Source organism: Mycobacterium sp., assembly GCF_032162105.1.
Taxonomy (GTDB): Bacteria; Actinomycetota; Actinomycetes; order Mycobacteriales; family Mycobacteriaceae; genus Mycobacterium.
On sequence record NZ_JAVRPS010000156.1, the window covers coordinates 1 to 25650 of the forward strand.

Genomic DNA, 25650 nt, shown 5'->3' on the forward strand with positions numbered 1-25650 from the left:
ACCATGACGTCGGCGCGGCGCAACAGCGCGCGCAACCGCTCCAGGTCGGCGTCGTCGTGAAGATCGAGCGTCACGCTGCGCTTGCCACGTAGCAGGGCGGGCCAGCTCGCGAGCTCGCGCAACGGGCTGCCGTCGGGCGGCTCGACCATGATCACCTCGGCGCCGCAGTCGGCGAGGAACTGAGTCGCCTGCGCGCCAGGCAGCGTCGTTGACAGATCGACGACGACGAGGCCTACCAGCGGACCGTCCGACGCAGAACCAACTTCCGGCATATTCGCTCCTACGGTGTGCTGGCAGATCTCGTTCGGACGTGTTGTGACGCACGCCACGCCAGCATCGCAGCGACCAAGATTAATGTCAATACATTAGTCTTTGGAAATGACGAATTGGTGGGCGAAGTGACCGACGAGCTGGCGACACGGGGCGGATTCCCACCGATGCGGACCTGGCAGGAGCCGACCGTCCGCAATCCGGGCGGCGGCGCCGAGTACGGCGACATGATCGCCGCGCTGCGGGACTTCCTCGACGACGTGGCAGCCGCGGCTCCGGACACGGCGACGACGGTGGCCCTGACACAGAACCTGAGGGGCTGGGCCGACCGGTTGGCGCCGGCAGCCGTTCCGGAGCGCAGGCAGATCTTCGCCCGGCGGCTCGACCTACCCGGACGCGGGCAAACCATGTCTCCCAACTTCATTCCGGCCGCGGGTGACGACCAGAGCGTGCAGGGGACGGTCACATTCGGCCGGTACTTTCTCGGCGGCGGCGGAGCCGTGCACGGCGGGGCCATCCCGCTGCTCTTCGACGAGGTGCTCGGCCGGCTGGCCAGTAGCGGGGATCGGGCCCCCGCGCGAACCGCCTATCTGCACACGGACTTCCGGTCCATCACACCCGTCGGCGAGGAGCTCGCGGTGCGGGCCTGGTTCGTCAGCGAGCATGGCCGCAAACGGATTCTCCGCGCGGAGCTCACCCACGGGGACACCCTGTGCGCCGAAGCCGAGGGATTGTTCGTCGTTCTGCGACCCGACCAACCCTGAGGCACCCCCTCATCCTGTCATTCGACGTTGAATGTCTGTGTCGCGCATGGTGATCAGTTCGCGCAGGGCGAACCGGTCCGGCTTGAGCATCACCGTCAGCGGTAGCTCCTCGACGATCAGCAGTTCGTCGGGCGCCTTGTAGTCGGCCAGTTCGCCGGCCACGTGAGCACGCAGCTCGGCCAGCGTCGGCGGGACGGCGGCGTCTACCGGCACCACGCACGCGACGCCGAGCTCCCCGATCACCGGCGCGGAACGCCCCACCACCGCGGCCTGTTTGACGCGGGGATGACCGGCGAGCACCCGCTCCACCTCGCCGGGATGCACGTTGTAGCCGCCGCGGATGTACATGTCGCCGCTACGTCCGACGAGGGTGAGGTTGCCGTCGTCGCCGAGCACCCCGATGTCACCGGTGCGCAGCCAGCCGTGACGCAACACCTCTGCGGTGAGTTCGGGGTTGCGCCAGTAACCCCGCATCACGCATGGACCGCTCACCTCGACGCCTCCGTCGGATCCGACGCGCACCTCCATCCCCGTCGCAGGCCGCCCGACGGTGCGGAACTGGACCTGGGCGCTGTCCCCCGGATCCGTACCGCTGATGGTCGGGCACTCGGTCATCGCGTATCGCACCACCAACGGGACCCCGATCCGTACGGCGACCTGGCGCACGAGTTCGGGCGGTGCGGGCGCCGTGGCTGCGATTCCGATCCGCAAGTGCGGCAAGACCCGAGGGCTCACGCCGTCGACGTCGAGCAGCTTGGCCCACTGGGTCGGCACTGCGCCCGCCACGGTGACCCGTTCGTCGCGCAGGACGTCGAACATGCCCTGGGCCGACCACGGTGTAGGGGCCACGACGAGAGTGCTGCCCCACACCAGCTGATCCCATAGTTTGAACATGTACCCGGCGTGCGCGAACGGCGTCGACGTCAGGCGTCGGTCGTACGGCGCGCTCATGACGCCCGCCGCCGAGGCACCCGCCGCCAGCCTGTCGGCGTCGAACACCGCGCCCTTCGGCGTTCCGGTGGTTCCGCTGGTGAAGATCAATGCGACCGGATCCCGTCGGGTCACCTCTACCCGGGTCGGCGCGGATCCCGAGGTCTCGGTCGACAGCGACGACCGTGGCAACACGCGTGCGGGAGTGGCGGGAAGCCGACCGAGCCCGTCGTCGGCGACGATCAACGCGGGATCGGCCTGGCGCAGAATCGATTCGATCTCCCTCCGGCCCAGGCGTGGATTGAGGCCGGTGGTGATCCCGCCGATCATGGCCGCCGCGGCGTAGCACGTCGCATAGTCGATGCCCGACGGCAACCAGAGCACCACCACGTCGCCCTTGCCGACCCCGAGGTCGGCGAATTGCGTGGCAACACAACGGGCCCGGCCGATCCACTGTGCGAACGTGATCCGCGCACCGGGCTCGACGTAGGCCTCCATGTCGCCATGGATGGCGGCGGCAGACTCCAGCATCGACCTGGTGTCCGCCACCTCGGAGCTCAGCGGTGCGGGCGCCATCTACGGCTCCTCGGTGCCAAGGATCACCGTGCCGCTGGAGCAGAACCAGCCGCCGGTACCGCTGACGCAGGCGATCCGCGCGTCCGGCACCTGCCGCGGGCCGCATTCGTCGCGAAGCTGCCGTGCGGCCTCGACCAGCAGGAACAGCCCCCTTTGGCCGGGGTGGCACGCCGACAGTCCGCCTCCGTCGGTGTTCGTGGGCAGTTCGCCGCCAAGTCGCAACGCGCCCTTCTCGACGAACCCACCACCCTCCCCCTTCGGGCAGAAGCCGAGGTCCTCGAGCGTCAGCAGCAGCATGTAGGTGAAGGCGTCGTAGATCTCGGCGACGTCGACGTCGGACGGGGTGAGTCCGGCGCGGGCGAAGGCAAGCGGCCCGCTGACCGAGGCTGGGCCGACGGTGAGGTCGTCCCACTGGGAGGTGAGCATGTGCGAGGTGGTCTCGGCGGCGCCGAGTATCCAGACCGGCTTGCTGCGCAGGTCCTTTGCACGCTCAGCGTTGACGAGCACGGCGGCCGCGCCGCCGTCACTGCGAATGCAGCAGTGCAGCTTGGTGAACGGGTCGGCGATCATCGGGCCGGACAGCACGTCGTCGATGGTGATCGGGTCGCGGTGATAGGCCTCCGCGTTGTCGGTCGCGTTGAACCGCGCTGACACCGCAACCTCGGCCAGCTGCTCGATCGTGGTGCCGTACGCGTGCATGTGGCGCCGCGCAGCCATCGCGTACTTGGAGACCAGTGTGTGGCCATAGGGCGCTTCCCACTGCAGCGGCCCGCGAGCGCCCCAGTTGATGTTCGCGCCCCGCAATCCCTTTCGCAGATCCGAGCGCGCCGTGGAGCCGTACGTCAGCAGCACCACGTCGGCGTGTCCGGCGGTGATCGCGTCGGCCGCGTGCGCCGCCATCACCTCCCACGACGCGCCGCCGACCGCGGTCGAGTCGATCCAGCGTGGCCGCAGCCCGAGGTACTCGCCGACGTCGACCGGGGGCAGAGTGCCCTGCCCGGTGGAGGCCAGCCCGTCGACGTCCGCGGGCGCCAGCCCGGCGTCGGCCAGGGCGCGCCTGCTGGCCTGGGCGATGAGTTCGTAGGGGCCCTTGTCGTCGACACGGCCGACGTCGGATAGGGCTACGCCCGCGATCGCGACGGCGCCGCTCACTGCGCGCGGTCCTGGGCCAGCAGTTCGGCGAGCACGTCCGTCGGCTCGCCGAACAGGTGCCGAAACACGTGGGCGCGCTTGAGGTAGAGGTGCACGTCGTTCTCGAACGTGTACCCCATCCCACCGAACACCTGAATGCCCGCGGCGGCGTTGTCGACGGCCGCCGACCCGGCCACCGTCACGGCCGAGAGCACCTGTAGCAGCGCATCGACGCGTCCACCCGCCAGCGCGATCGCGGCGAAGAGCGTCTGGGCCTGGGCTGCCGACGCGGCGAGCTCCATGTCGACGCACGCGTGTTTGATTGCCTGGTGCACGCCGATGGGCTTGCCGAACTGCTCGCGGGTCTTGGCGTGCTGGGTCGCCAGGGCTGCCGCGGCTGCGGCCAGGCCGGTGAGGTAGGCGGCGGCGAGCACCGTGGCGCGCTCCCAGATCCGCTCGTCCTCGGCGGGTAGCCAGTGCAGTGGTTCGGCGGACTCGACCGTGGCGGAGCACATTCGGATGCCAGGGTCCGCCGCCGCGACGGCGGTCAGTGGGCCGAACGACGCGATGTCGACGAGTGCAGTGCCCTCGCGCGCCACCACCAGTGCGTGCAAGGCACCCGCGGGTTCGAAAAGGTCGAAGGTGCCCTTGATCGGCCGGACGTCGCCGTCGCCGCGCAGCACCGCCAGTGCCACCGTGGCCGCTCCCGAGCCGATCCGCGCCGACAGCGCGGCGTCCCCGCAGCGGGCGGCCACCCGGGCGGCCAGCGTGCACGCGAGGAACGGGCCTGACGCGAGCCGCTTGCCGAGTTCGATGAACAGCAGGACCTCGTCGTCGATGGACCGGCCCGACCCGCCGGATTCCTCGTCCAGTCCGAGTGTGAGCAGACCCAGTTCGGCGCATTCCCGCCAAAGCGCCTCTGGCACCGGCGTTTCCGCGTGACGATTGGCGCGGATCCGTTCGACGGGCAGCCGCTCGGCGAGGAACTCCCCCGCCGCCGCGACGATTTCGAGTTGCTCAGGTCCTGGCAGCAGGTTCATGACGGCCTCCTCGCTGTGCTCACCTGGGCAGTCCCAGCACGCGTTCGCCGACGATGTTGCGTTGAATCTCCGACGTCCCACCGCCGATGGCCTGCGAGAAGCTGTAGTAGTAATAGCCGACCCAGCCGTCGACATCCCACCGCGACGAATACCGGATCGATGCGGGACCGAGCACGTCCATCGCCAACTTGCCGATCTCCTTCGCCAGTTCGGCGTACAACAGCTTGACGATCGAACCACGCGGGCCGGGCGTCTCGGTCTTCATGGCCTCGCAGATGTTGGTGTAGGTGAGCGCCCGCAGCGACGCCACCGACGCGCGCGCCCTGGCCAGCCGCCGCGCGATGTCGTCGTCCGCGATGGCAGGCCTGCGCCCGTCCGGGCCGACGTGGTCGCGCGCGTAATCGATGAGATCCTCGATGGTCTTGGCCAGCCGGACCTGGTTGGCGGTGAACGCGGTGCCACGCTCGAAGGACAGTGTCGCCATTGCGACCGACCACCCTTCGCCGACGTCGCCGACCACATTGGTCAGCGGGATGCGCACGTCGTCGTAGAACACTTCGCAGAACTCCGAGCCTCCCTCGATGGTCTCGATCGGGCGAACGTCGATGCCCGGCGTGCTCATGTCGCAGATCACCCAGGTGATGCCCTTGTGTTTAATGCCGGTGTTGTCGGTGCGGACCAGCAATTCCTGGTAGTCGGCGACGGTGGCGAAACTGGTCCACAGCTTCTGCCCCGACACCACCAGGTGCTCGCCGTCGATCACGGCCTTGGTGCGCAGCGCCGCCAGGTCCGATCCTGCGTCGGGCTCGGAGAACCCCTGACACCAGATCACCTCGCCGCGCAGGATCTTCGGCAGGTGAGAAAACTTCTGCTCGTCGGTGGCCCTGGTGATCAGCGTCGGTCCGGCGTGCGAGTTGCCGACGAAACACGCGTCGATGCCGGGGAACCCCCGCGCCGCGTACTCCTCGTACCAGATCAACTGCGGAAGCAAGGTCAGGCCCTTGCCGCCATACGCCTCTGGCCACGCAATGCCCGCCCAGCCACCTTCCCATTGGGTGCGCTGCCAGGCCAGGTCGTATTCGCGGATGCCTGCGTCGTCGCGGGGGCGCGGTTCGGTCGGCTTGTTCTCGTCGAGCCACGTGCGGACCTGGTCGCGGAACTCGAGCTGGTCAGCCGTGAAATCGAGGTCCATGATCCCCGATCTTAGGTGACACAATCGTCAGAAACAATGCGCTAGCCATGGTTGTGGTACCTCGCGGCGAGTTCTTCGGCGCCGCGGGCCAGCAGTGCCACGTCGGCTCCGACCAGCACGAAGCTCGCCCCGGCCTCGACATATCGGCGTGCTATCGCCTCGTTGAACGCGTTCACCCCGGCGCACGTTCCGCGCTCGACGATCGTCACCAGCGCATTCTCTATGGTGCCCACCACGTCTGGATGCTCTGGCTGACCGAGCTTGCCCATCGAGGCCGCAAGGTCAGCGGGTCCGATGAACACCGCGTCCACCCCGTCGACATCGGCGATCTCGCCAAGGTGTTCCAAGCCGACGACTGTCTCCACCTGAACGGTGAACGACACTGTCGCATCGGCGGTGACGAGATAGTCAGAAATGCGGTTCCAGCGAGAAGCTCTGGCCAGTGCGCTGCCGACGCCGCGAATGCCCCCTGGCGGATAGCGGGTGGCGGCAACCGCCGATGATGCCCCGTCCGCGCCGTCGATCATCGGGACGATGAGGTTCTGGACACCGACGTCGAGCAGTTGCTTGACGAACACCGGATCGGCGGACGGCGGGCGCACCAACACGTCGACGTCGGGATACCCGGCGAGCACCTGTAGTTGCTCGAGCGTGGTGCGCAGATCGTTCGGCGCGTGTTCCTGATCCAAGAGCACCCAGTCGATCCCGGAACCCGCGCAGATCTCGGTGACGTAACCGCTGCCCGAGGCCAGCCACATGCCGAACCGCGGCGCTCCGGCCCCAAGGCGCTCGGTCCACCGGTTCGTCACGACACGCGCCCGTCGAACGTCACCGACACGGTGCCCAGCGGCCCGTAGTCGGCAACGAAGGTGTCCCCCGGCTCGGCGAAGACCGGCTTGGTGAACGACCCGGACAGAACCACCTCGCCACACTCCAGCGAAACACCATGCGGAGCAAGTCGATTCGCCAACCACGCGACACCGTTGCCCGGGTGATTCAGCACGGCAGCGGCCACCCCGGACTCCTCGATGACCCCGTTTCGCAGCAGCAGCGCCGCCACCCAGCGCAGGTCGACGTCCAGCGGCCGCACCACCCGACCACCCAACACCAGGCCGGCATCCGCGGCGTTGTCGGCGATGGTGTCGACGATGGTGCGCAGATGACCGGTCTCGGGGTCCGACATCTGCACCCTGGCGTCGAGGATCTCGAGTGCGGGCGTGACGAACTCCGTCGCGCGCAGCACGTCGAACAACGTGACGCCCGGGCCAGTCAGCGGCTGACCCAGCACGAATGCCAGCTCGACCTCGACGCGCGGGCGGATGAAGCGCCCGAACGGCACCCGGCCGCCGTCCTCGACGAACATGTCGTCGAACAGCGCGCCGTAGTCGGGTTCGTCGATCGACACCGCCCGCTGCATCACCTTCGAGGTCAGACCGATCTTGCGGCCCTTGACAACTCGGCCGTCGGCGACCTTGAGCGCGACGAGCGCGCGCTGGACCGCGTAGGCGTCATCGATCGTCATGTCGGGGTAGTCCAGGGACAGCTGCCGGATCGGGGTACGCGTCTGCTCGGCCTCATACAGCCGACGCGCGATGTCGGCCAGCTCAGCGTCGGCGGGGCTGCTCATCGCAACAGGAACTCGACCGCTGCCGCGTTGAAGGCTTCGGGATCCTCGAAGTGCGGCCAGTGCCGCACCGACGCCATGTCGAACACCTCGGAGTTAGGGATCAGCTCCGCGATGGCCCGCGCGGTGTCCTGGTAGACGCCGTGGTCCTTGCCCGAGGCCACGATCATCACTGGCGCCGTGATGCTCCGCCACTTGTCGTCGGGAATCAGATTGCGGTGGCGGACCTTTTCGTCCTGCAGGATCAGCAATCGATCAATGGTGTTGCGGGTGTCGTCGCGCCGGTAGACCGCCTGGCGCAGGCCGATCAGATCGGGCAGCCGGTTGGTCTCGTCGGCGATCAGGTGGGCGAACACGGCATGCAACGACTCCCACGTCGGTTCGTTGACCGCCTTGGTGCGCTCCGCCCGGATGCGCGCCATGTTCGCGGCCGAGGCCTCCCGTCCTGCCGGCGACATGAGGATCACCTTGTCCACCCGGTCGGGGTGACCGACGGACATCGCCGACGCGACGAACGCGCCGAGCGACATGGCGACGAAGTTGGCCGACGTCATGCCGAAGTGGTCCATCAGCCCCAATACGTGTTCGACGTAGACTGCGATCTCGTAGTCGTAGTCCGGCTTGTCGGAGAATCCGTTGCCGACCATGTCGATGGCCACGCAGTGGAAGTGCTCGCTCAACGCGGCGAGGTTCGGAGCGAACGTCTCCCAGTGCCCGCCGGTGCCGTGCAGCAGGATGACGTTCGGTTTGTCCGGGCTTCCTGCCTCTTTGCTCCTCGCGTCCGCGCCTGCCTCTTTGCTCCTCGCGTCCGCACCAGCCTCGGCATAGCGCGTCCGCACGGTCGCACCGTTGACCGTGATGTCGACGAAGCCCTGCCGGAACTCCAGCTCCTTGAGGTACATCCAGATACTGCGGTAGTGGTCGGTGTTCACGACCGCTCCGACCGCCTCGGCGGCCGGTGCATGCGCTTGGCTCATCTCACCTTCTCAAATGTTCGCTTCTGACAGCACCGTCATCTATTGCTAGCGGCGCCATGCACGTCTCCTCATCGTCGCATAAACGATATGTTCCCATGTAGAGAAAGTCTCACACCACTCGATCACCATAGAAGACGCCTGCCCGAGCATTCCGCTTACCTCCATTGCTTCTGACACTCGTATGCGGTAGAACTGGGCGAGTGAACACTCCGGCAGAACGCCGCGTGCTCGCCGAGCTGGTCAACGAGTTCGCGGCCGTGCGGGTGTCGTTGGACGTCAGCGGCAACGGCCCTCGCCTGCTAGTCGAAGACCTCGACAACGGCGAGCAGGTGTTCCTGTGTCCACTGGAGTTGGCCAGCTTCACCCAGGCCACCGCCGAAGACCGCGAAGACTGGCTGCGGGTGGGCAACTACCGGGGCGAGCGTCGACCAAGGGAACAGCAATGAGCGCGCCCGACGTCGACCTGATCGGACTGGGTATGACCCCGATGTCGCTGCGGCCCGGCGCGACACCACTCGCACTGGCCGCCGAGGCAAGCGCCGCCGCGCTGACCGACGCAGGAATCGGGCGCGCCGACGTCGATGGGCTTCTGGTCGGCTCCTCGCAGGGGGTGCGACCCGATCGGCTGGGCGTCGGCTTCGCCCCCCAGGGCGGCTTCTCGGACCTACGCCTTCTGGAGCACGTCGAGATCAAGGGTGCGACGACCATCGCCATGATTCAGCGTGCGCGCCACGCAATCACCACCGGAGAGGCGACCACAGTGCTGTGCGTGTTCGCCGACGCGCCGCTGGTGGCGGGCCGGGGAGCTGGCTCGACCTACGCGCAGAGCGGCGGTAACGCCGGGGTGCGCGGGCTGGAGCGAGCCTCGGGGCTGCTCGGGTCGGTGCCGACCTACGCACTGATGGCCCAGCGGTGGCTGCACGTCACCGACACGAGCCCAGATGCGTTGCGCGCCGTGGCCACCACGGCACGGAACTGGGCGCGCGGCAATCCCGATGCCGTCAACCGCGAGCCGCTCGACGAGGACGGCTACGACGCCAGCCCGATGATCGCCGAGCCGCTCCGGCTGCTGGACTGTGCGCGACCGGTGAACGGGGCGGTGGCGGTGGTGCTCACCGGCTCGGCCTCCATCGGCAGCACCCGAATTCGGGTACGTGGCGCCGGCCGCGAGCATCCGGTGCGCCGCCGGCGCGCGGGAGCCGAATCGTGGTTCGGCGGCGGCGGTCGGGCGGTGGACGACGCACTCGGGCAGGCCGGCATGACGCGCGCGGATCTCGACGTCGCCGAGCTCTACGACCCCTTCTCGATCGTGACCCTGGCGCTGCTCGACGAATACCGGCTCACCGGCGGCGTGCCCTCGGGCACCTTCGTGCAGGACGGCCACACCGGTCCGGGCGGCGCGCTGCCCACCAACACCGGCGGCGGCCAACTGTCCGGTTTCTACCTGCAGGGCATGACGCCACTGGCCGAGGCCATGATTCAGCTGCGTGGAACCGGCGGGGAGCGTCAAGTTCCCGATGCCACCGTGGCCCTGGTCGGCGGTATCGGAGGCCGGCTGGACCACCACGCGGCGCTGGTACTGGAGCGTGCGGCGTGACCACCATGAACAAGCAAGCACTCGAGGACTGGCTGCTCGATCCGGCACTGGCGCCCCACCCAGAGCACGATCCATTGGCACCGCTGTACCGGGCGTCGAGCGGCAACGAGCTCGTGCTGCCATTCTGCGCGGCGTGCGCACAGCCGCTCGAACTCGACCAGGAAGTGTGCGACCACTGTGGCGGTACCGAACACGACTGGCGCACCGTCGAATTGCGCGGCACCGTGCACGCCGCGACGCTCATGCACCGCCGCGAACCCGGGTTGGTGCATGCTCGGGCCCCCTACCCCATCGTCGACGTCGAACTGCGGAGCGGACACCGCTTGGTGATGACGACCGCGCAGCCCGCGGACGTCGCACCAGCCATCGGTGCACACGTACGCATCGGCTTCCGCCGCCTCGGCGACGTCGCGATCCCAGCCATCGACACCACGGAGGACCAGTGACGACGCTCGAATCAGCGCCCATCCTCGACGAATTCGACGTCAACGACGTCATCCGGAGCGACCGCGTGCACGGGTCGGTCTACACCTCGGCCGACATCTTCCGCCGCGAAATGGACAGCATCTTCAAGACCGGCTGGGTCTACGTCGCGCACGAGAGTGAGGTCAGCGAACCGGGCGACTATCTGACCCGGGTGATCGGCCACGACCCCGTCGTCGTGGTGCGCGGCAAGGACGGCGTGGTTCGCGTCGTGCTCAACCGCTGCACGCACCGCGCCAACAAACTGTGCAACGCCGAGAAGGGCAACGCCAACTCGTTCCGATGCCCGTACCACGGCTGGACCTTCAATAACACCGGTGCGCTGCAAGGCATTCCGATGCGCGAGGGCTACGGCGAGACATTCAACGAGGTGCGCGCCGGACTGGGCCTGGCTCAGGCGCCTCGGGTGGACAGCTACGGCGGCTTCGTCTTCGCCTCACTGGCGGCCGACGGTATTTCACTGCGCGACCACCTCGGCAGGGCGACGGGGGCCATCGACCGGCTGCTGAACCTATCCCCCACGCGCGAAATCGACCTGCGGGCCAACTGGATGAAGCACCTGCACCACGCCAACTGGAAGATGGTGGTGGAGAACAACGTCGACGGCTACCACGCGCTCTTCACCCACGCCTCGGTGTACGATGCGATCAAGCCTGCGAAGGTGTCACACGTCCCGACCAAGGTCGACGTGCTGGTCCGCGACCTCGGCAACGGCCACTCGGAGATCGACTACACCGACGAATACCGCAAGCTCGACGAGGAATTCGTCTGGTATGGCCGTATCCCGCGGGTGAAGCTCGGCGGGTACGTCGAGGCGTTGGAGCAGGTGCACGGACCCGAACAGGCGCACGACGCGCTCGTGGTGGGTCCACCCCACACGTTGATCTGGCCCAACCTGTTCCTGGCCGAGATGAACGTCATGTTCGTCGAGCCACAGGCCCCCGACCGCACCATCGCCTACACCACCGCGGTGCTGATCCCGGGCCAGGATGCGTTGAACGAGCGCACGCTGCGCCGCTCCGAGGGGGCGATGGGTCCTGCCGGATTCCTCATCGCCGACGACGGCGAGATCGGCATGCGCAACCAGGCCGGGCTCGCCGCCGAGCTGCCGGAGTGGCTGATGCTCGCGCGCGGGATGGAAAGCGATGTCGACGACACCACCGGAATCATCAACCGGGACAAGAGCGCCGAGACTCCGCAGCGAGGCTTCTACGCGCAGTGGGCGGCCGTCGTCGGCGGAAAGGCGGAAGCATGACCGTCAACTCCGAACCCCGGACACGTCCCACATTGCGGGCGCTGCCGGACGCCGAGATCCTGTCGTTCCTCTTTCTGGAGGCGCGACTGGCCGACGAGGGCCGCTACTCGGAGTGGGAGGCACTATGGGCCGATGACGACGACAACGTCGAGTACCGCGTCCCCATGCACCCCGACGACGATCCGCGGACCACGCTGGCCTACGTCAACGACAACCGGCGGCGCATCAAGAGCCGGGTGGCCCAGCTCAACACCGGCAACCGGCATTCCCAGACGCCGCCGTCGGTGATGCGCCGGGTCGTCTCCAACAGCGAAGTGGTTGCAGAGGAGGGCGACACCATTACCGTCGAATCCAACTTCGCACTATTCGAATACCGGATCCGCCAACGCTTCTGGGCGGGCCGGGTCAGCCACACGATTCGCCGCTCCCCCCACGGACCGCAGCTGGTCCGCAAGACCGTGAACCTGATCGACGCAAGCGGCCCGGTCGAGACCCTGGCATTCCTGATATGAAGGCCTTCCTCGTCTAATGCTCATCGGAGACATCGCCACCAACAACGCGCGCCGATACCCGGACAAGCGTGCACTCGTCGACGCCGACCGCGTGCACACGTGGACCCAGGTCGACGAGCGGGCCCGCCGACTGGCCGGATACCTGGCTGGGAGGGGGCTGGCACCCGGCGACCGGGTGTTGGTGATCGCCCGCAATTGCATCGAATGGCCGGAGATCTCGTTCGGTCTGGCCAAGGCCGGGCTGATCGCCGTCCCGGTGAACATCCGGCTGGCGCCCGACGAGGTGGCCCACGTCCGTGACGACTGCGGCGCCCGCGCCGTGATCGTCCACGCCGACCACCTGGAGAAGTTCCTCGGCGAACTGACTGACCTGGCACTGGTGCTGACCATCGGACCGGAGTACGAATCCGCCTTGGCGGCAGCTGATCCTGGGCCGCCGCTCGACATCACACCCGACGACGTCGCGGTCATCCTGTACACCAGCGGCACCACGGGTCGCGCCAAAGGCGTGATGCACACCCACCGCGCCCTGCTCTATCAGGCGGCCGACACGAACCTGGTCACCGAGGCCAGCAGATCGGACGTCATGCTGGCGACCACCCCGTTCTTCACGGCAGGCGGAATGGTGCGCACGGTGTCGTGGCTCTACCTCGGACAGACCATGGTGATCCACCAGAGATTCGACCCGCAGGCGGTGATCGACGAGATCGAACGCAGCGCCATCACCTTTACCACGTTCATCCCGACGATGCTGCACCGTGCATTGGCAATCCTGGAAGACGGCCCGCCACGGGACATGTCGAGCCTGCGCCGGATCTCATACGGATCGGCACCCGTGCCACCGGGCCTGGCCCGCAAGGCCATGGACCTGCTCGGCTGCGACCTTCAGCAGCGCTACGGACTCACCGAATGCGGCGGGCAGGCCACCATTCTCACGCCGCAGGATCACCGCGACATCGTCGATGGCAGGACGTCGATCGCCACGTCGTGCGGCCAAGAGACGCCGATGTGTGCGATCCGCGTCATCAACCCCGACGGCAACGATGCTCCCACCGGGGACGTCGGCGAGATCGTCATCGTCAGCCCCGCCAATGCGGTTGGCTACTGGAACCTGCCCGACCAGACGACGGAGACGTTCCGTCCCGACGGGCTGCGCACCGGTGATCTGGGTTACCTCGACGCCGACGGCTATCTGCACATCACGGGACGCCGCACCGACCTCATCATCTCAGGAGGCTTCAACGTCTACCCCGCCGAGATCGAGCGGGTGATCGCGCAGCACGCAGGGGTTGACATGGTTGCGGTGGTCGGCGTGCCCGACTCGGAGTGGGGCGAGACACCGGTGGCGGTGGTCATCCCCAAGTCTCACGTTGACGACCAGGCCGCGCTGACCGATGAACTCGCCGCGTTGTGCCGCGCCGAGTTGGCCGGTTACAAGCAGCCGCGCCGGTTCGCGTTCTGGCGGGAATTCCCGCTCGGCCCCGCGGGCAAGATCCTCAAACGCGAGATAGCTAACCAGGTGAACCAGGTGAACGATGCGAATGAGAAGATGCCGGTATCGACCGGATCGACCGAGGAGCGCCCGTGACCGAGAAGACCGACCTAGCCACCATCGAGTTTTACGTGTCCGACCACATCGCCACGGTGGCACTGAACCGGCCCGAGCGGCTGAACAGCTTCACCGAGCAGATGGCCGCCGACCTCGCCACGGCCTGGGGCCGGGTGCGCGACGACGACGACATCAGGGTCGCGGTGCTGTGCGCGAACGGCGAGCGGGCGTTCTGCACCGGCATCGACGTCACTGAGGGCACCTGGTGGAAGCACCAGCCGATCTTCAACCAGGAGGACCCCGGCGCCTTCCTCGGTCCAAAGGGACACAAGGTGTGGAAGCCGGTGATCGCCGCTCTGCACGGCATCGTCGCGGGCGGCGCGATGTACTTCGTCAACGAGTGTGACTTCTCCATCTGCAGCGAGACCGCCACCTTCTTCGACCCGCACGCCAATGCGGGCATCGTCTCGGCGCTCGAGCCGATGGGCATGCTCGCGCTCGGCGTGCCCTATGGCGAGGTGATGCGCTGGGCGCTGCTCGGCAGCGAGGAACGGATGACCGCGCAGACTGCGCTGCGGGTCGGGATCGTCACCGAGGTCGTGCCCGACGACGAACTGCGTTCCCGAGCATTCGAGTTGGCCGCCGAGATCGCCACTCGCAGAACGCAAGGCATCCAGGGCACGGTGCGGGCGATGTGGGAGTCCCGCGACCTGCCGCCCACCACGGCAGCGCGCCATGGCATGTCGTATACCCACATCGGCAACGCCGGCGCCACCCCGGACTCGCTGAACAACAAGAAGCGACCGCGCACTCGATGAGGAGACCGCATGACTGACACTGCGACCGAGAAGCTGGTGGAGTTCGACCTGCTGATCGGCGGCGAAACGGCGGCCGCCGCGTCGGGGCTCACCTACGACAGCGTCGATCCGTTCACCGGCAGGCCATGGGCGCGCGTACCCGATGGAGCCGCCGCCGACGTCGACCGCGCGGTGGCCGCCGCCCGCGCCGCATTGAACGGTCCGTGGGGCGCGCTCACGGCGACCGCCCGCGGAAAGCTGCTGTGGCGGCTCGGCGAGGTCATCGCGCGTGAGGCCGAGAACCTGGCAGAGCTCGAGGTACGCGACGGCGGCAAGCTGGCGCGTGAGATGGTCGGCCAGATGCGGGCGCTGCCGGACTACTACTTCTACTACGGCGGGCTGGCGGACAAGCTGCAGGGCGACGTCGTACCGGTCGACAAGCCCAACTACTTCGTCTACACCCGCCACGAGCCGGTCGGCGTGGTCGGGGCGATCACGCCATGGAACTCGCCACTGCTGCTGCTGACGTGGAAGCTCGCCGCAGGCCTGGCCGCCGGTTGCACGTTCGTCGTCAAGCCCAGCGACCACACGCCCACGTCCACGCTGGCATTCGCAAAGCTGTTCACCGAGGCGGGTTTTCCGCCCGGGGTGATCAACGTCGTCACCGGCTGGGGGCCGGCCACCGGCGCTGCTCTTGCGTCACACCCTGGCGTCGACAAGATCGCATTCACCGGGTCGACGGCCACCGGCATTAACGTCGGCAAGGCTGCGATCGAGAACATGACCCGATTCTCGCTCGAGCTCGGCGGCAAGTCCGCGCAGGTGGTCTTCCCCGACGCCGACCTCGACGCCGCGGCCAACGGCGTCATCGCCGGGGTGTTCGCGGCGACCGGCCAAACCTGCCTGGCAGGGTCACGGCTGCTCGTCCACGAGAGCGTCGCCGACGCGCTGGTCGAGCGCATCGTTGCCCGCGCAGCCACCATCAAGCTCGGGGACCCGAAGGATCCAGCGACCGAGATGGGTCCGGTGTCCAATCAGCCGCAGTACGAGAAGGTGCTGTCGCACTTCGCCTCTGCCCGCGAACAGGGTGCGACGGTGGCCTACGGTGGCGAGCCGGCCAGCGAGCTCGGCGGCTTCTTCGTCAAGCCGACGGTGCTGACCGGCGTCAACCGCTCGATGCGGGCCGTCGCCGAGGAGGTCTTCGGACCCGTGCTCGCGGTGATGACCTTCGCCGACGAGGACGAGGCCATCGCCGCCGCCAACGACACCGAGTTCGGTTTGGCCGCAGGCGTGTGGACCAAGGACGTCCACCGTGCGCACCGGGTGGCTGCCAAGCTGCGGGCAGGAACGGTGTGGGTCAACGCCTATCGCGTTGTCGCACCCCATGTTCCGTTCGGCGGTATCGGCTACAGCGGCATCGGGAGGGAGAACGGCATCGACGCCGTGAAGGACTTCACCGAGACCAAGGCGGTGTGGGTGGAGCTCTCCGGAGCAACCCGCGACCCGTTCACGCTCGGTTAATCCAAAGGAGAGGAAATGACCACAGATCTTGCAGCCGCTGACAAGGTACTGGCCGGACTGCGCCCGTACCCGGTGGCGGTCACCACGATCGACGGCGGCGTCGCGAACGGCCTGATATCGCTGTCGGCCGGCGCGGCCAGCATCGTGCCAGAGCTGCCCCGCGCCAGCGTCAGCCTGACCAAGTTCAACAAGACGCACGACATGCTGGTCAACTCGGGCATCTTCGTCATGCACATGCTGTCCGCTGGTCCCGACGAGATCGACGCCTCGATGGACATCCTGATGACCCTCGGAGGCAGCTCGGGCCGCGACGGCGACAAGATCGCCAAGCTGCGCACGAAGCCGGGCATCACCGGGGCGCCGATCCTGCTCGACGCGCACAGCTACGTCGAGTGCCGGATCACCGGTTCGTTGGACAACGACGAGAACACCATCTTCGTCGGCGACGTGGTCGCCGCGGAGGTGTTCAGTTCCGAGCAACGGCTGCGAATCGGTGAGGCGTGGGGCAAGCTGCCGCACGACTGGATCGAGCAGTACGAGGCGAACCACGAGCCGCAGCTGCAAAGCGCACGGGACCTGCGGGCGGCCGCCGCAGCGCGGGTCTGACATGCCCGAAGACCCTTCTGGCGCCTGGGAGCTGCCGGAAGAACTGGTGATGCTGCGCGATACCGTACGGCGGTTCATGGATGCGCACGTGCATCCGGCCGAGGAGAAGCTGGACCACGACACGGTCGGGCTGCCTCGCGACCAACTCGTCGAGTTGCAGGCCAAGGCTAGGGAGCTCGGGCTGTGGGCGCTGCAGACGCCCGCGGAGTATGGAGGCGCCGGGCTCGGCGTACTCGGCCAGGTGGTGGTGGGCGAGGAAGCGGCGAAATGCCGGATGGGGGCCTTCTTTCCGGCTCTCGGCGCGTTCGGCGGCAACCCACCCAACATCATGTTCAAGGCGTCGCCCGAGCAGTTCGACAAGTACGCCAAGCCCATCGTCGACGGCACCATGTCGAAGGCTTACACCGCAATCACCGAGGCTTCCGGCGGGTCGGACCCGGCACGGGCAATCAAGCTGAAGGCCGTGCGGGACGGCGACGGCTTCGTGCTCAACGGGACGAAGATGTGGATCTCGCATGCTCCCGATGCCGACTGGGGTGTCATCTACGCCCGTACCGGCGAAGGCCGACAGGGTATTTCGGCCTTCATCCTGGAGAAGGACACGCCCGGCGTCACGTTCAGTCGCATCCCCGTGATGGCGTCCTTCGCTCCCTACGAGCTGCACTTCGACAACGTGCGGATACCGGCCGACCAGCTGGTCGGCGCAGAGGGACAGGGGTTTTCGCTGGCCAGTGAGTTCCTCGTCCACGGCCGCATCGTCTACGCCGCCGGACCGATCGGCATCGCGCAGAGCGCGCTGGACATGACCTGTCAGTGGGCAAGGGACCGAGACGTCTTCGGCGGCAAGCTGGCTGACAAGCAGGGCATCCAGTGGATGCTTGTGGACAGCGAGGTGGACCTGCGCGCCGCCCGGTTGTTGACGTACCAGGCGGCCTGGAACGCCGACCTTGGGCGCGACGTTCGGGTGGACGCGTCGGCGGCCAAGATGTTCGGCACGGAGGCCGCCTACCGGGTTCTGGACCGCTGCATCCAGATCCACGGAGCGCTGGGCATCTCCACCGAGCTGCCGCTGGAGCGATGGTTCCGCGACCTGCGGGTCAAGCGACTCGGCGAAGGTGCCACGGAAGTCCAGCGTGAGATCATCGCGCGATCGCTGGTGAGATAGGAGAACCTTGCGCTACAACCTGATGTTCCCGATGCGGGCCGTCAAGCACTGGAACCGTTGGTGCGAGGGCGCCGCCATCGGCGACGTCGCACGGCTGGTGGAAGAAGCCGGCTTCGACGCGTTCTCGATGTCCGAGCACCCGTACCCCGACAAGGAGTGGTTGGCCCACGGCGGCCACCACGCCTTCGATCCGTTCGTGTCGCTGAGCTTCGCCGCGGCCGCCACCACCCGGCTCCGGTTGATGACCTACATCCTGGTGTCGGGTTATCGCAGCCCCCATCTGACCGCGAAGGCAGCGGCGAGCTTCGACCTGCTGTCCGGCGGACGGTTCACGTTGGGCACCGGCGCCGGCTACCTGAAATCCGAATTCGACGCGCTGGGCGCCGATTTCGACCGCCGCGGTGCACTCCTCGATGAGGCAATCGCGGCATGGAAGGCAACCTGGGCGGGCGTCGACCACGACGGGCCGGAGTTCGGAGTGAGCGGTCACGTCGCACTGCCGCTGCCACTGACCACGGGCGGTCCCCCAATCTGGATCGGCGGCAACGGCGCGGCCGCGCAGCGCCGCGTCGTCGAAGTAGCCGACGGCTGGATGCCGATGGCCGCTTCGGGCGAGATGGCGGCGATCACGCGCGCCCGCCCACTCGAGGACGTCGACACGCTGGGCGACTGGATCGCGACGGTGAACAAGCGGCGCGCGGAGTCGGACCGCGGGCCTGCCGACGTCGCGTTCGTCCCCTTCGAAGCCGAGCTGCTCGCTAGCGGCGACTGCGCGGCATTCTGTGCAGCCGTGCAGCCGCGGCTGGACGCCTACGCCGAGGCGGGCGTCACGTGGATCACCATCGAGCCGGCCAGCAGGAGCTTCACCGACTTCCGAACCGACATCGATCTGCTGGCTTCCCAGCTGATCCACCGCTGAGGGTTGCCTTCCGTGCCTCTACCCGACCTCGTCCTCGTCCACGGTGGTGAGCACGCCGGCGACTGTTGGGATCTCGTCGTCGCCGAATTACGCCGTCAAGCACCGGAACTGCGCACGCTGGCGGTGGATCTTCCGGGCCACGGCCGCACGCCGGGAGACCTCGCGACCGCCACGATCGACGAATGGGTCGACTCCGTCGTCGCCGACATCGACCGCGCAGGTCTGGGTGACGTCGTGATCGTGGGTCATTCGATGGCCGGTGTGACGGTGCCCGGCGTCGTCGCCAAACTGGGATCCGCGCGGGTGCGCGAGATGATCCTCGCTGCGGCGTTCGTTCCCCGACAAGGACAGGCGATCGTGGACACGCTGGGCGGTCCGCTGGCGGTGTTCGCGCGATATGCCGCGCGAAGCGGTAGAGCCTTCAAGGTTCCTCGCCTGGCGGCGCGGTATGCGTTCTGCAATGGCATGACGAAGCAACAGCGCCAGCTGACCATGTCGAGGCTGTACGCCGAATCGGCAAGAATCCCTGGAGAACCGGTGGATCGTAGTGCGCTTCCCGACGACGTCCCGCGCACGTGGATACTAACCACCCGAGACCGGGCCCTGTCGAACAAGTCGCAGCACGCCAGCATCGCTGCGCTCGGCGGGGTCAACGACGTGATCCCCATCGATGCCTGCCACGACGTGATGTTCAGCCACCCCGAACGCTTGGCAGAGATCCTCGCCGAGCGATGTCGGCTACGAAGGTGAGGGAGACGTGACCGAGACCTGCTTCTTCGTCACCCACGGCGAAGGTTATCTGCCAACCCCTGTGGCGAGAGGACCATGGGGTCCGTCCCTCAGCGGCAACTACATCGGAGGACTGCTCGGACGAACGGTCGAGCAGGAGGTCGATGACGGCGAGCTGCAACCCGCCCGGCTGACGGTCGACCTGCTCAGGCCAGTGGCACTTCAACCCCTTCAGGTGCATTCGACGGTCGTGCGTGACGGCCGCCGACTCCGACTCGTCGACGCGGTCATGATTCAGAACGACGTCATGGTGGCACGGGCCAGCGCGTTGTTCCTGCGCCGCAGCGAGCACGCCGTGGACACGGTGTGGACGTCGCCCGTGACGATGCCTGCGGTACCGGCTGAACCCGACGTGTTTCCTGATGAGCTCCCGATGTTGCTGCACTCGTACGGTCGCGACCCGGTCATCGGCAGTCCGGGTGTCGGTCTCACCGAGTGGCGACACGACGGGCAGAAGTTCGCGTGGGTGCGGGAGACGAAACTCCTCGTCGACGACGAGCCGCTGTCACCCTTTACCCGCGCCGTCATGGCCGGAGACGTCACCAGTTCGTTGACCCATTGGGGCACCGCGGGTCTGCAGTTCATCAACGCCGACTACACGATCGCGCTCAGTCGCCTGCCGGACGGCATCTACATCGGCTTGGCGTCGATGACGCACTACGACCATGCGGGGATCGCCACCGGCGTGGCGACGCTGTTCGACGAGAAGGGACCCATCGGTAGCGGTATGGCAACGGCGGTGGCTAATCCCGGATTCTCGCCGCCAGCGTCGATGGTGTCGCGCTGATTCACGACCTGGCGGTCGGACCGCGGTCCGCGAGCTCCCAAACCCAATATGCTAAGTGGGTGCAGCAACCGACGGCGAAGGTGCCCGGCCGCTCAAGGAGTACTACGAGATTTTCGAGGGCCGGCTGACTCAGGCCGAGATCGGCAGGTACTACGACGAGTGCCGTCGTTTCGCCCTGCTGTTCGGCATCGACGAGGCCCGCCTGCCTGCCGAATGGTCGTCCTTCGTGGCGTACTTCGACCGCGTCGTCGGTTCACAGGTGATGGAGGTGAGCCCCGAATACCTTCAGAGGTCGACGGTCCTGAGCGGCAACATCACGGGACCTTTGAAGGATCGGCTGGCCATCGGATGGGTCCTCAGCCTGAACGCCTACCGTCTTCCGTCTCACGTACGCGAGCAGTACCCAAACTTGCCAACCGGCCGCCGTCACCGGGCCCTGGCCGCAGTAACGTTCGGAATCCTTCGGCTCGTCTGGCCCCGACTGCCACGTGATCTGCGAGAGTCTCCCCGCTGCCGCGCGGCGTGGCGACGCGTCGGCGCGGACGGCTCTCCTTCGCGGCTCGGCACCTGGGTCGCCACCAAGTTCTCGCCGCCATACAGCTGCAGCTACCGGGACGCAGGGGTGAGCAGCCACGGGAATCCGACCCGTTCGGTTCTCGCAGACCCCGATCACACCGCCACCATGTGAAGCTGCTGTTTGCCGGGTCGTCGAACCAGTCGTGGGGCGAAGTCCCGTCGTCGCTCCCGTCTTCGGTGACTGCCGGCCGGCGAGCTGAGGCAGGAGAAGCTAGCCAGCTCTGGCAGCGGGGTGGGCAGTTCCCGCGCCGGGGCGCTGCGGTTCGGCGTCGGAGGGTGACAACGATGCCGATGTGCGCGATCGGATCTCACTGCTCGCGAAGGCGACCACGGCGAACGCCATCGCGATCGCATACGCACCAGCCACGTAGCCCAGCCAATGCGGCGCGTTCGAGTGCAGGCAGACCCAGACCGGCCACGCACAGGTCGCGTGCGTCGCGCCGAACGCGGTGGCCGACACCGGCAGCAAACCGAGACGCCGCCATCCGGTGAGCCGGGGCTCCAGGACGATGAGCAGCCAGACCCCGACGGCGCCGGCTGCGCCGTTGACAAATGCCCACCAGACTGGAAAGCCCAGCATATTGAATGGTGAGAAGTCGTAGTAGACACCGACTTTGAGTATCGGCGCGCCCAAATACTCGACAAACAAGTCCATCGCGAAAATGGTCGCGAAGACATTCCCCAGACTTGTTCCGTTCAAGACGAATCTAGAACCCACGTAGACGCTGCCGCCCCAGAACAGCGCATATCCCAGCACGAGGAATGCTGGCTGCGGAACACCCATCCCGGTATAGACGACCCACGGATTGTCGGTGGCGTACCAGACTTTGCCCATGGTGTCGACGACCGGTTCTAACCCGACCGACAGCAGGCCGCTGCCAAGCATGACCAGCGGCAACACATCTCGACGATGGATGGCGTAGGTGAGACACCAGGCCGCGACCAGAACGAAGCCGATCCCGACGACGAGGGTGAACACCCAAGCCGCGCCCGAGGCGTGCAGGTCCTCTGGACGTGGACCCAGTGCTGCCAGAGTTTCCACGTTAGGCACCATTGGTTAGCCCTCTTCCCTCGTCAACACTCGACACCATCGTCGCAATATCACGCACGCTCACCAACCATGTCGTGGTGGCGGGTCAGGGCGACCTTGCCGTCACGGCGGCTCCGCCATGAGAGACATCGCACGATGGAGAGCGCATGCGAGTACGCATACTATCGGATGCCTAACTCAGCTAGCACCATTTGCACAGATCACTGATATTGCGGGTGCGCGCATCGCGCCTTTCAGTGGCATGCACGGCTGCATCATGCATCGAGATCGTCGATGGCGGTAAGAATCCGCCGCAGCATCTCGGTGGTCATGGATTTGGGCTGCACCGCGGGCAGGAACCGCGGTGGGCAATTGGTTGGCGTCCACATCACCAGTGCGCCAAGCGTCGGTAGAGGTCCCAGGTGGTGGGGAAATCGAGGACTGCGCCGCAAGCTTCGGCTAGCCGCTGCAGGTACAGCGCGATCAGTTCGCGCTCCCAACTGCGTCGCCGCTCGACGGTCAGCGTGGAAGCCAAGGCATAGGCCAGGTCGCGCGACCAGTGCCCCACTGAGATGCACTGCCAGTCACACAGTCCCATCGCACCGCCTCCCATGAAGTACCAGTTGCCGAGGTGCACGTCACCGTGAATCAGCGTGGGTGGCAGGTAGTTCGGTCGAAAAGTGAGCACCCTTCGATTGGAGAGTGATCACTGGGGATAGGACACAAGCCAACAGGCCGCCGGCCAGTCACCGACGGCAGTGCGGCTGTCGAGCTGTGCAGCCTCGCTAGTTCGCCGCAGTGCTGCGGTCCGACGAACGTAACCGCCGCTGACCCAATGGCACGCAGCGTCGTGGCTCAAAGCGCGATGTACAGTCCGATCACGAGACTGGCGGTGATGAGAATCCAGGCGTGAATGAGTGCGCCGAGCCATCGAGGGGCATGCCGGATGTCCATGAAGTACGAGGTGATCAGCCAGACCTTGGCGAAGGCGACGACGAGAACAAGCGCCATCGCGGTCCGCGACACACCTAGCAGGTGGTCGATTCCCAAGAGGTACGACCCGAGTGTGAGTGCAATCAGCGCACCGCCGACGTACCGCGCAGTCGATTGCAATGCGCGCGCATGCTGAGAAATGTTGTTGACCATGTCAATTCACCAAATAGAACAGAGGGAAGAGGACCAGCCAGAGCAGATCGACCAGGTGCCAGTAACACGTCGCCGAGACGAGCCAAGCTTCGTCCCTCAGTCCCGGCAGACCGGATGCGACACGCCGGCGGATGAGCACCAGCACGGTTGCGCCGACCACCACGTGGAGTAAGTGCGCCCCGGTGATGGCGAAGAACAGCATCCAGAATACGTTGCTGTGGAACGACATCCCGTGATGGATCACCAAGCCGTACTCGACCACCTTGACCGTGACGAAAACCGCGCCGCAGGCCACGGCTGCAACCAAGAATTGCGATGCACGGCGGCATTGGGCTCGTGAAGCGGACGCGAGGACAAGCATCACCAGGACTGACCCGCCGATCAATACGACGGTATTGGTCAAGCCAAGCGGTTGGCTCAGGAGCCGTTGCGACGTCGCGAACAGTTCGGGGTCCTGACCTCGATTCCAAACGATGACGACGAACAAAAATGCGAAGACGACCATTTCGCAGACGATGAGCACCCACACGCCTGATTCACCCGGGATGTGTTCAGCGCGCTCGTTCTCGCGCCCCGCTAGTGCCCGCGCTGTGGTCGTCATCGCGTTCCCGACACGGCGGGCATGGCGCTTGGGCTCGACTGGTCGTGGTCGGCAGCCACGGTCTGCAGCTGCGTTCGGTCACGACGGTAGGCAAGGTGCAGCTGGGTGAGAATCATGGCGAACCACGCGAAGTACACAGTGCCCGCGAGGTAGAAGCCCATCACACCAGTCCACGAGAACGGCCCGGTCAAGACGAACGGGATGAGTGAGCCCATTAGTGATCCGAACGCCATGAATATGCAGTACCAGCCCACCCAACGGGGGAACACCGGCGTGATGGATTTGTCGCTGAAGATGCCCACGGCAACCATCACCGCCATCAGCGCACCCGGTTGCCACAGACCCGCCCATGCCATCCAAGTCACGTGGTTGAGCAACTGATACGTCGAGTCGGGCATGTCCGGTCGGTGCAGCGCAACCAGCAGAAATGAACCGAATGTCATCATCAAGGTGGCATTCGCGATCGCAGCTCCCAACTGCGCGAACGCGACGGCCGGTCCGACGCCCTGCACTCGGCGAAGCCGATCGGCGATCGCCGCTCCAAACGGGATCATCATCGTGCCTCCGATGATCAGACAAAGGACGGCGGTTCTTTTCAGATCGATCTGCTCGTGGTAGAACGCCGCCGTAGTAGCCGCGTCGTACGGGCCCGGCGGGGGGATGAAGAACGGGATCAAGCCTGCCCCCATAAAGGCCAGGACACCCCATCCCGAGTAGATGCCGAGCCTGGTTGCGGTCAGCGAAGGTGTTGTCGCGTCGGGCATCGATATCGCCTCCATTGGTTGCCGATTGACACGGACTCCGCAGCGCCGTCGTTGTGCTTGAAACCGCCATCTTGATCGTTCGTCGGGCCGATTGCGGTGGTCGTGTCGCGTAGTCACACCTGCCTGCAGCTCCCAGTGTGTCAGATCCCACTCGACGTTCGTGCATTTTTGCGTATCTGTCACAACGTTTCGCTGCGCATATTGCCAATGCGTCGAGGTCGCCGTACTGTCGGAGAACGATGATTCTCCCTCTGCCAGTAGAAGTTCTCACCGGGGGTCGCCGGGCCGAACTGGTGGATGCGCGTCGCGCGATCGACCGTCGACGTGCTCTTGAAGCCGGTCGTGAACTCTTCGCTCTGCGCGGCTTCGACGGTGCGGCGATGGGGGAGATAGCCCGCCGGGCGGACTTGAGTCTAAAGGCCTTGTATGCGGCGTTTACGAGCAAGAATGACTTGTTCGAAGCGGTGATCGCCGACGGCTACGAGCAGCTTTTGTTGCCGTTGTTCGAGGTCGACCGCTCGGAACTGAAGCCCCCGCAGCGGGTGCTCGCGCTGCTCGACGATCTCCTCGCGGTGATGGACGCCAACCGAGCATTCATGGTGCTGTATGCACGCGGAAGTGCGGGCGTGCCCGACAAGCTGCGGGCCGCGGGGCGCGATCCCTATGTGCCGTATGTGACTGCCTTCAGTGACCATCTTGGCGAACTGATCACCCACGCCCAACCGGACTTCGGTGCGCTGGCGGTACGAGAACTCGCGGTGGCGGCAACCGCGGCGTTGGTGGCGCTGGCGGCAGATGCAATCGGTGCGGAACCTCCGCGACCGGCAGCAGATGTTGCGAACACGCTTCACCAACTCCTTGGTCCCGCGCTCGGCATCGATCACCTGGTAACGACAACAGAGGAGTAGGCAACATGGCAGACACCTGGCCCGAAAAGATTTGGCTCATGGGCTCTTTGAAGCCCATGCGCTTCGAGGCGAACGTCGACGACTGCATCGTCACCGAAGGTGAAGTTCCCACGACCCTCAACGGCGGCTTCTACCGTGTCG

29 protein-coding genes are annotated in these 25650 nt (G+C 66.5%); 16 read left to right on the forward strand and 13 right to left on the reverse strand.

The window, feature by feature from the left end; translation table 11 throughout:
- Nucleotides 1-272 (reverse strand): CoA transferase (locus tag QOC69_RS07835; protein ID WP_526438060.1); only part of this gene is annotated, 272 nt, incomplete at its 3' end.
- Between the two features lie 225 nt (nt 273-497).
- On the opposite strand from QOC69_RS07835, the gene QOC69_RS07840 reads away from it, so the two are divergent.
- Entirely contained in the window at nt 498-1034 is a 537-nt protein-coding gene (locus tag QOC69_RS07840; RefSeq protein ID WP_526438111.1) for a hotdog domain-containing protein, read from the forward strand.
- A gap of 9 nt (nt 1035-1043) precedes the next feature.
- Here QOC69_RS07840 and QOC69_RS07845 read toward each other — a convergent pair whose 3' ends face one another.
- From QOC69_RS07845 to QOC69_RS07875, 7 genes are read right to left on the reverse strand one after another with little or no spacing between them, the layout of a single operon-like run.
- The gene (locus QOC69_RS07845) at nt 1044-2540 is read right to left on the reverse strand and encodes a class I adenylate-forming enzyme family protein (protein WP_526438061.1); all 1497 of its coding nucleotides are present in this window, start codon (nt 2538-2540) and stop codon (nt 1044-1046) included.
- Nucleotides 2541-3692, reverse strand: coding sequence for a thiolase family protein (locus tag QOC69_RS07850; protein WP_526438063.1), 1152 nt, complete (start codon nt 3690-3692; stop codon nt 2541-2543).
- Entirely contained in the window at nt 3689-4711 is a 1023-nt protein-coding gene (locus QOC69_RS07855; RefSeq protein WP_526438065.1) for an acyl-CoA dehydrogenase family protein, read from the reverse strand. Before QOC69_RS07855 ends, QOC69_RS07850 begins: the two co-directional genes overlap by 4 nt.
- Before the next feature lie 19 nt (nt 4712-4730).
- Complete coding sequence (locus tag QOC69_RS07860) at nt 4731-5903, reverse strand: acyl-CoA dehydrogenase family protein (RefSeq protein WP_526438067.1); 1173 nt, start codon at nt 5901-5903, stop codon at nt 4731-4733.
- A 41-nt stretch (nt 5904-5944) separates the two neighbouring features.
- The gene (locus QOC69_RS07865; protein ID WP_526438069.1) at nt 5945-6712 is read right to left on the reverse strand and encodes an aldolase/citrate lyase family protein; all 768 of its coding nucleotides are present in this window, start codon (nt 6710-6712) and stop codon (nt 5945-5947) included.
- Nucleotides 6709-7530, reverse strand: coding sequence for a 2-oxo-hept-4-ene-1,7-dioate hydratase (hpaH, locus tag QOC69_RS07870; protein ID WP_526438071.1), 822 nt, complete (start codon nt 7528-7530; stop codon nt 6709-6711). Before hpaH ends, QOC69_RS07865 begins: the two co-directional genes overlap by 4 nt.
- Nucleotides 7527-8504 (reverse strand): alpha/beta fold hydrolase, encoded by a 978-nt coding sequence (locus QOC69_RS07875; RefSeq protein ID WP_526438073.1) that lies wholly within the window; start codon nt 8502-8504, stop codon nt 7527-7529. Before QOC69_RS07875 ends, hpaH begins: the two co-directional genes overlap by 4 nt.
- 200 nt (nt 8505-8704) lie before the next feature.
- Between QOC69_RS07875 and QOC69_RS07880 the strand changes: the two genes are divergently transcribed.
- The 14 genes from QOC69_RS07880 to QOC69_RS07945 are packed head-to-tail and all read left to right on the forward strand — an operon-like array spanning nt 8705 to nt 21172.
- Entirely contained in the window at nt 8705-8950 is a 246-nt protein-coding gene (locus QOC69_RS07880) for a hypothetical protein (protein ID WP_526438075.1), read from the forward strand.
- Entirely contained in the window at nt 8947-10101 is a 1155-nt protein-coding gene (locus QOC69_RS07885) for a thiolase family protein (RefSeq protein ID WP_526438077.1), read from the forward strand. Before QOC69_RS07880 ends, QOC69_RS07885 begins: the two co-directional genes overlap by 4 nt.
- Before the next feature lie 5 nt (nt 10102-10106).
- A complete protein-coding gene (locus QOC69_RS07890) occupies nt 10107-10547 on the forward strand; it encodes a Zn-ribbon domain-containing OB-fold protein (RefSeq protein ID WP_526438113.1) in 441 nt (146 codons plus the stop codon).
- Nucleotides 10544-11839, forward strand: a complete 1296-nt coding sequence (locus tag QOC69_RS07895; protein WP_526438079.1) for an aromatic ring-hydroxylating oxygenase subunit alpha — start codon at nt 10544-10546, stop codon at nt 11837-11839. Before QOC69_RS07890 ends, QOC69_RS07895 begins: the two co-directional genes overlap by 4 nt.
- Nucleotides 11836-12351: an aromatic-ring-hydroxylating dioxygenase subunit beta gene (locus QOC69_RS07900; RefSeq protein ID WP_526438081.1), complete on the forward strand. Its 516-nt coding sequence runs from the start codon at nt 11836-11838 to the stop codon at nt 12349-12351. The genes QOC69_RS07895 and QOC69_RS07900 overlap by 4 nt, the downstream gene beginning before the upstream one ends.
- A gap of 16 nt (nt 12352-12367) precedes the next feature.
- A complete protein-coding gene (locus tag QOC69_RS07905; RefSeq protein WP_526438083.1) occupies nt 12368-13939 on the forward strand; it encodes a class I adenylate-forming enzyme family protein in 1572 nt (523 codons plus the stop codon).
- Nucleotides 13936-14718 (forward strand): enoyl-CoA hydratase/isomerase family protein, encoded by a 783-nt coding sequence (locus QOC69_RS07910; RefSeq protein ID WP_526438085.1) that lies wholly within the window; start codon nt 13936-13938, stop codon nt 14716-14718. The genes QOC69_RS07905 and QOC69_RS07910 overlap by 4 nt, the downstream gene beginning before the upstream one ends.
- Nucleotides 14719-14727: 9 nt before the next feature.
- Nucleotides 14728-16218, forward strand: coding sequence for an aldehyde dehydrogenase (locus QOC69_RS07915; RefSeq protein ID WP_526438087.1), 1491 nt, complete (start codon nt 14728-14730; stop codon nt 16216-16218).
- Nucleotides 16219-16233: 15 nt separating this feature from the next.
- On the forward strand, nt 16234-16824 hold the full coding sequence (locus QOC69_RS07920) for a flavin reductase family protein (RefSeq protein WP_526438089.1): 591 nt from the start codon (nt 16234-16236) through the stop codon (nt 16822-16824).
- Between the two features lies 1 nt (nt 16825).
- Entirely contained in the window at nt 16826-17989 is a 1164-nt protein-coding gene (locus tag QOC69_RS07925) for an acyl-CoA dehydrogenase family protein (RefSeq protein ID WP_526438091.1), read from the forward strand.
- A gap of 22 nt (nt 17990-18011) precedes the next feature.
- Nucleotides 18012-18908 (forward strand): LLM class F420-dependent oxidoreductase, encoded by an 897-nt coding sequence (locus QOC69_RS07930; protein ID WP_526438115.1) that lies wholly within the window; start codon nt 18012-18014, stop codon nt 18906-18908.
- A gap of 12 nt (nt 18909-18920) precedes the next feature.
- Nucleotides 18921-19658, forward strand: coding sequence for an alpha/beta fold hydrolase (locus tag QOC69_RS07935; RefSeq protein WP_526438093.1), 738 nt, complete (start codon nt 18921-18923; stop codon nt 19656-19658).
- A 7-nt stretch (nt 19659-19665) separates the two neighbouring features.
- Entirely contained in the window at nt 19666-20484 is an 819-nt protein-coding gene (locus QOC69_RS07940; protein ID WP_526438095.1) for an acyl-CoA thioesterase domain-containing protein, read from the forward strand.
- Between the two features lie 55 nt (nt 20485-20539).
- Entirely contained in the window at nt 20540-21172 is a 633-nt protein-coding gene (locus tag QOC69_RS07945; RefSeq protein ID WP_526438097.1) for an oxygenase MpaB family protein, read from the forward strand.
- 99 nt (nt 21173-21271) lie between these two features.
- On the opposite strand, the gene QOC69_RS07950 is transcribed toward QOC69_RS07945, so the two are convergent.
- The 5 genes from QOC69_RS07950 to QOC69_RS07970 all read right to left on the reverse strand — a co-directional run bounded on the left by QOC69_RS07950 (nt 21272) and on the right by QOC69_RS07970 (nt 24601).
- On the reverse strand, nt 21272-22102 hold the full coding sequence (locus QOC69_RS07950) for a hypothetical protein (RefSeq protein ID WP_526438099.1): 831 nt from the start codon (nt 22100-22102) through the stop codon (nt 21272-21274).
- Nucleotides 22103-22478: 376 nt separating this feature from the next.
- Nucleotides 22479-22778 (reverse strand): phosphotransferase, encoded by a 300-nt coding sequence (locus tag QOC69_RS07955; RefSeq protein ID WP_526438101.1) that lies wholly within the window; start codon nt 22776-22778, stop codon nt 22479-22481.
- A 167-nt stretch (nt 22779-22945) separates the two neighbouring features.
- Nucleotides 22946-23236, reverse strand: a complete 291-nt coding sequence (locus tag QOC69_RS07960; RefSeq protein WP_526438103.1) for a cytochrome C oxidase subunit IV family protein — start codon at nt 23234-23236, stop codon at nt 22946-22948.
- A 1-nt stretch (nt 23237) separates the two neighbouring features.
- Nucleotides 23238-23837, reverse strand: a complete 600-nt coding sequence (locus QOC69_RS07965; RefSeq protein WP_526438105.1) for a cytochrome c oxidase subunit 3 — start codon at nt 23835-23837, stop codon at nt 23238-23240.
- Nucleotides 23834-24601 (reverse strand): hypothetical protein, encoded by a 768-nt coding sequence (locus QOC69_RS07970; protein ID WP_526438107.1) that lies wholly within the window; start codon nt 24599-24601, stop codon nt 23834-23836. The genes QOC69_RS07965 and QOC69_RS07970 overlap by 4 nt, the downstream gene beginning before the upstream one ends.
- A gap of 293 nt (nt 24602-24894) precedes the next feature.
- Here QOC69_RS07970 and QOC69_RS07975 point away from each other — a divergent pair, with 293 nt between their 5' ends.
- Nucleotides 24895-25509, forward strand: coding sequence for a TetR/AcrR family transcriptional regulator (locus QOC69_RS07975; RefSeq protein ID WP_526438109.1), 615 nt, complete (start codon nt 24895-24897; stop codon nt 25507-25509).
- The last annotated feature ends 141 nt before the right edge of the window (nt 25510-25650 follow it).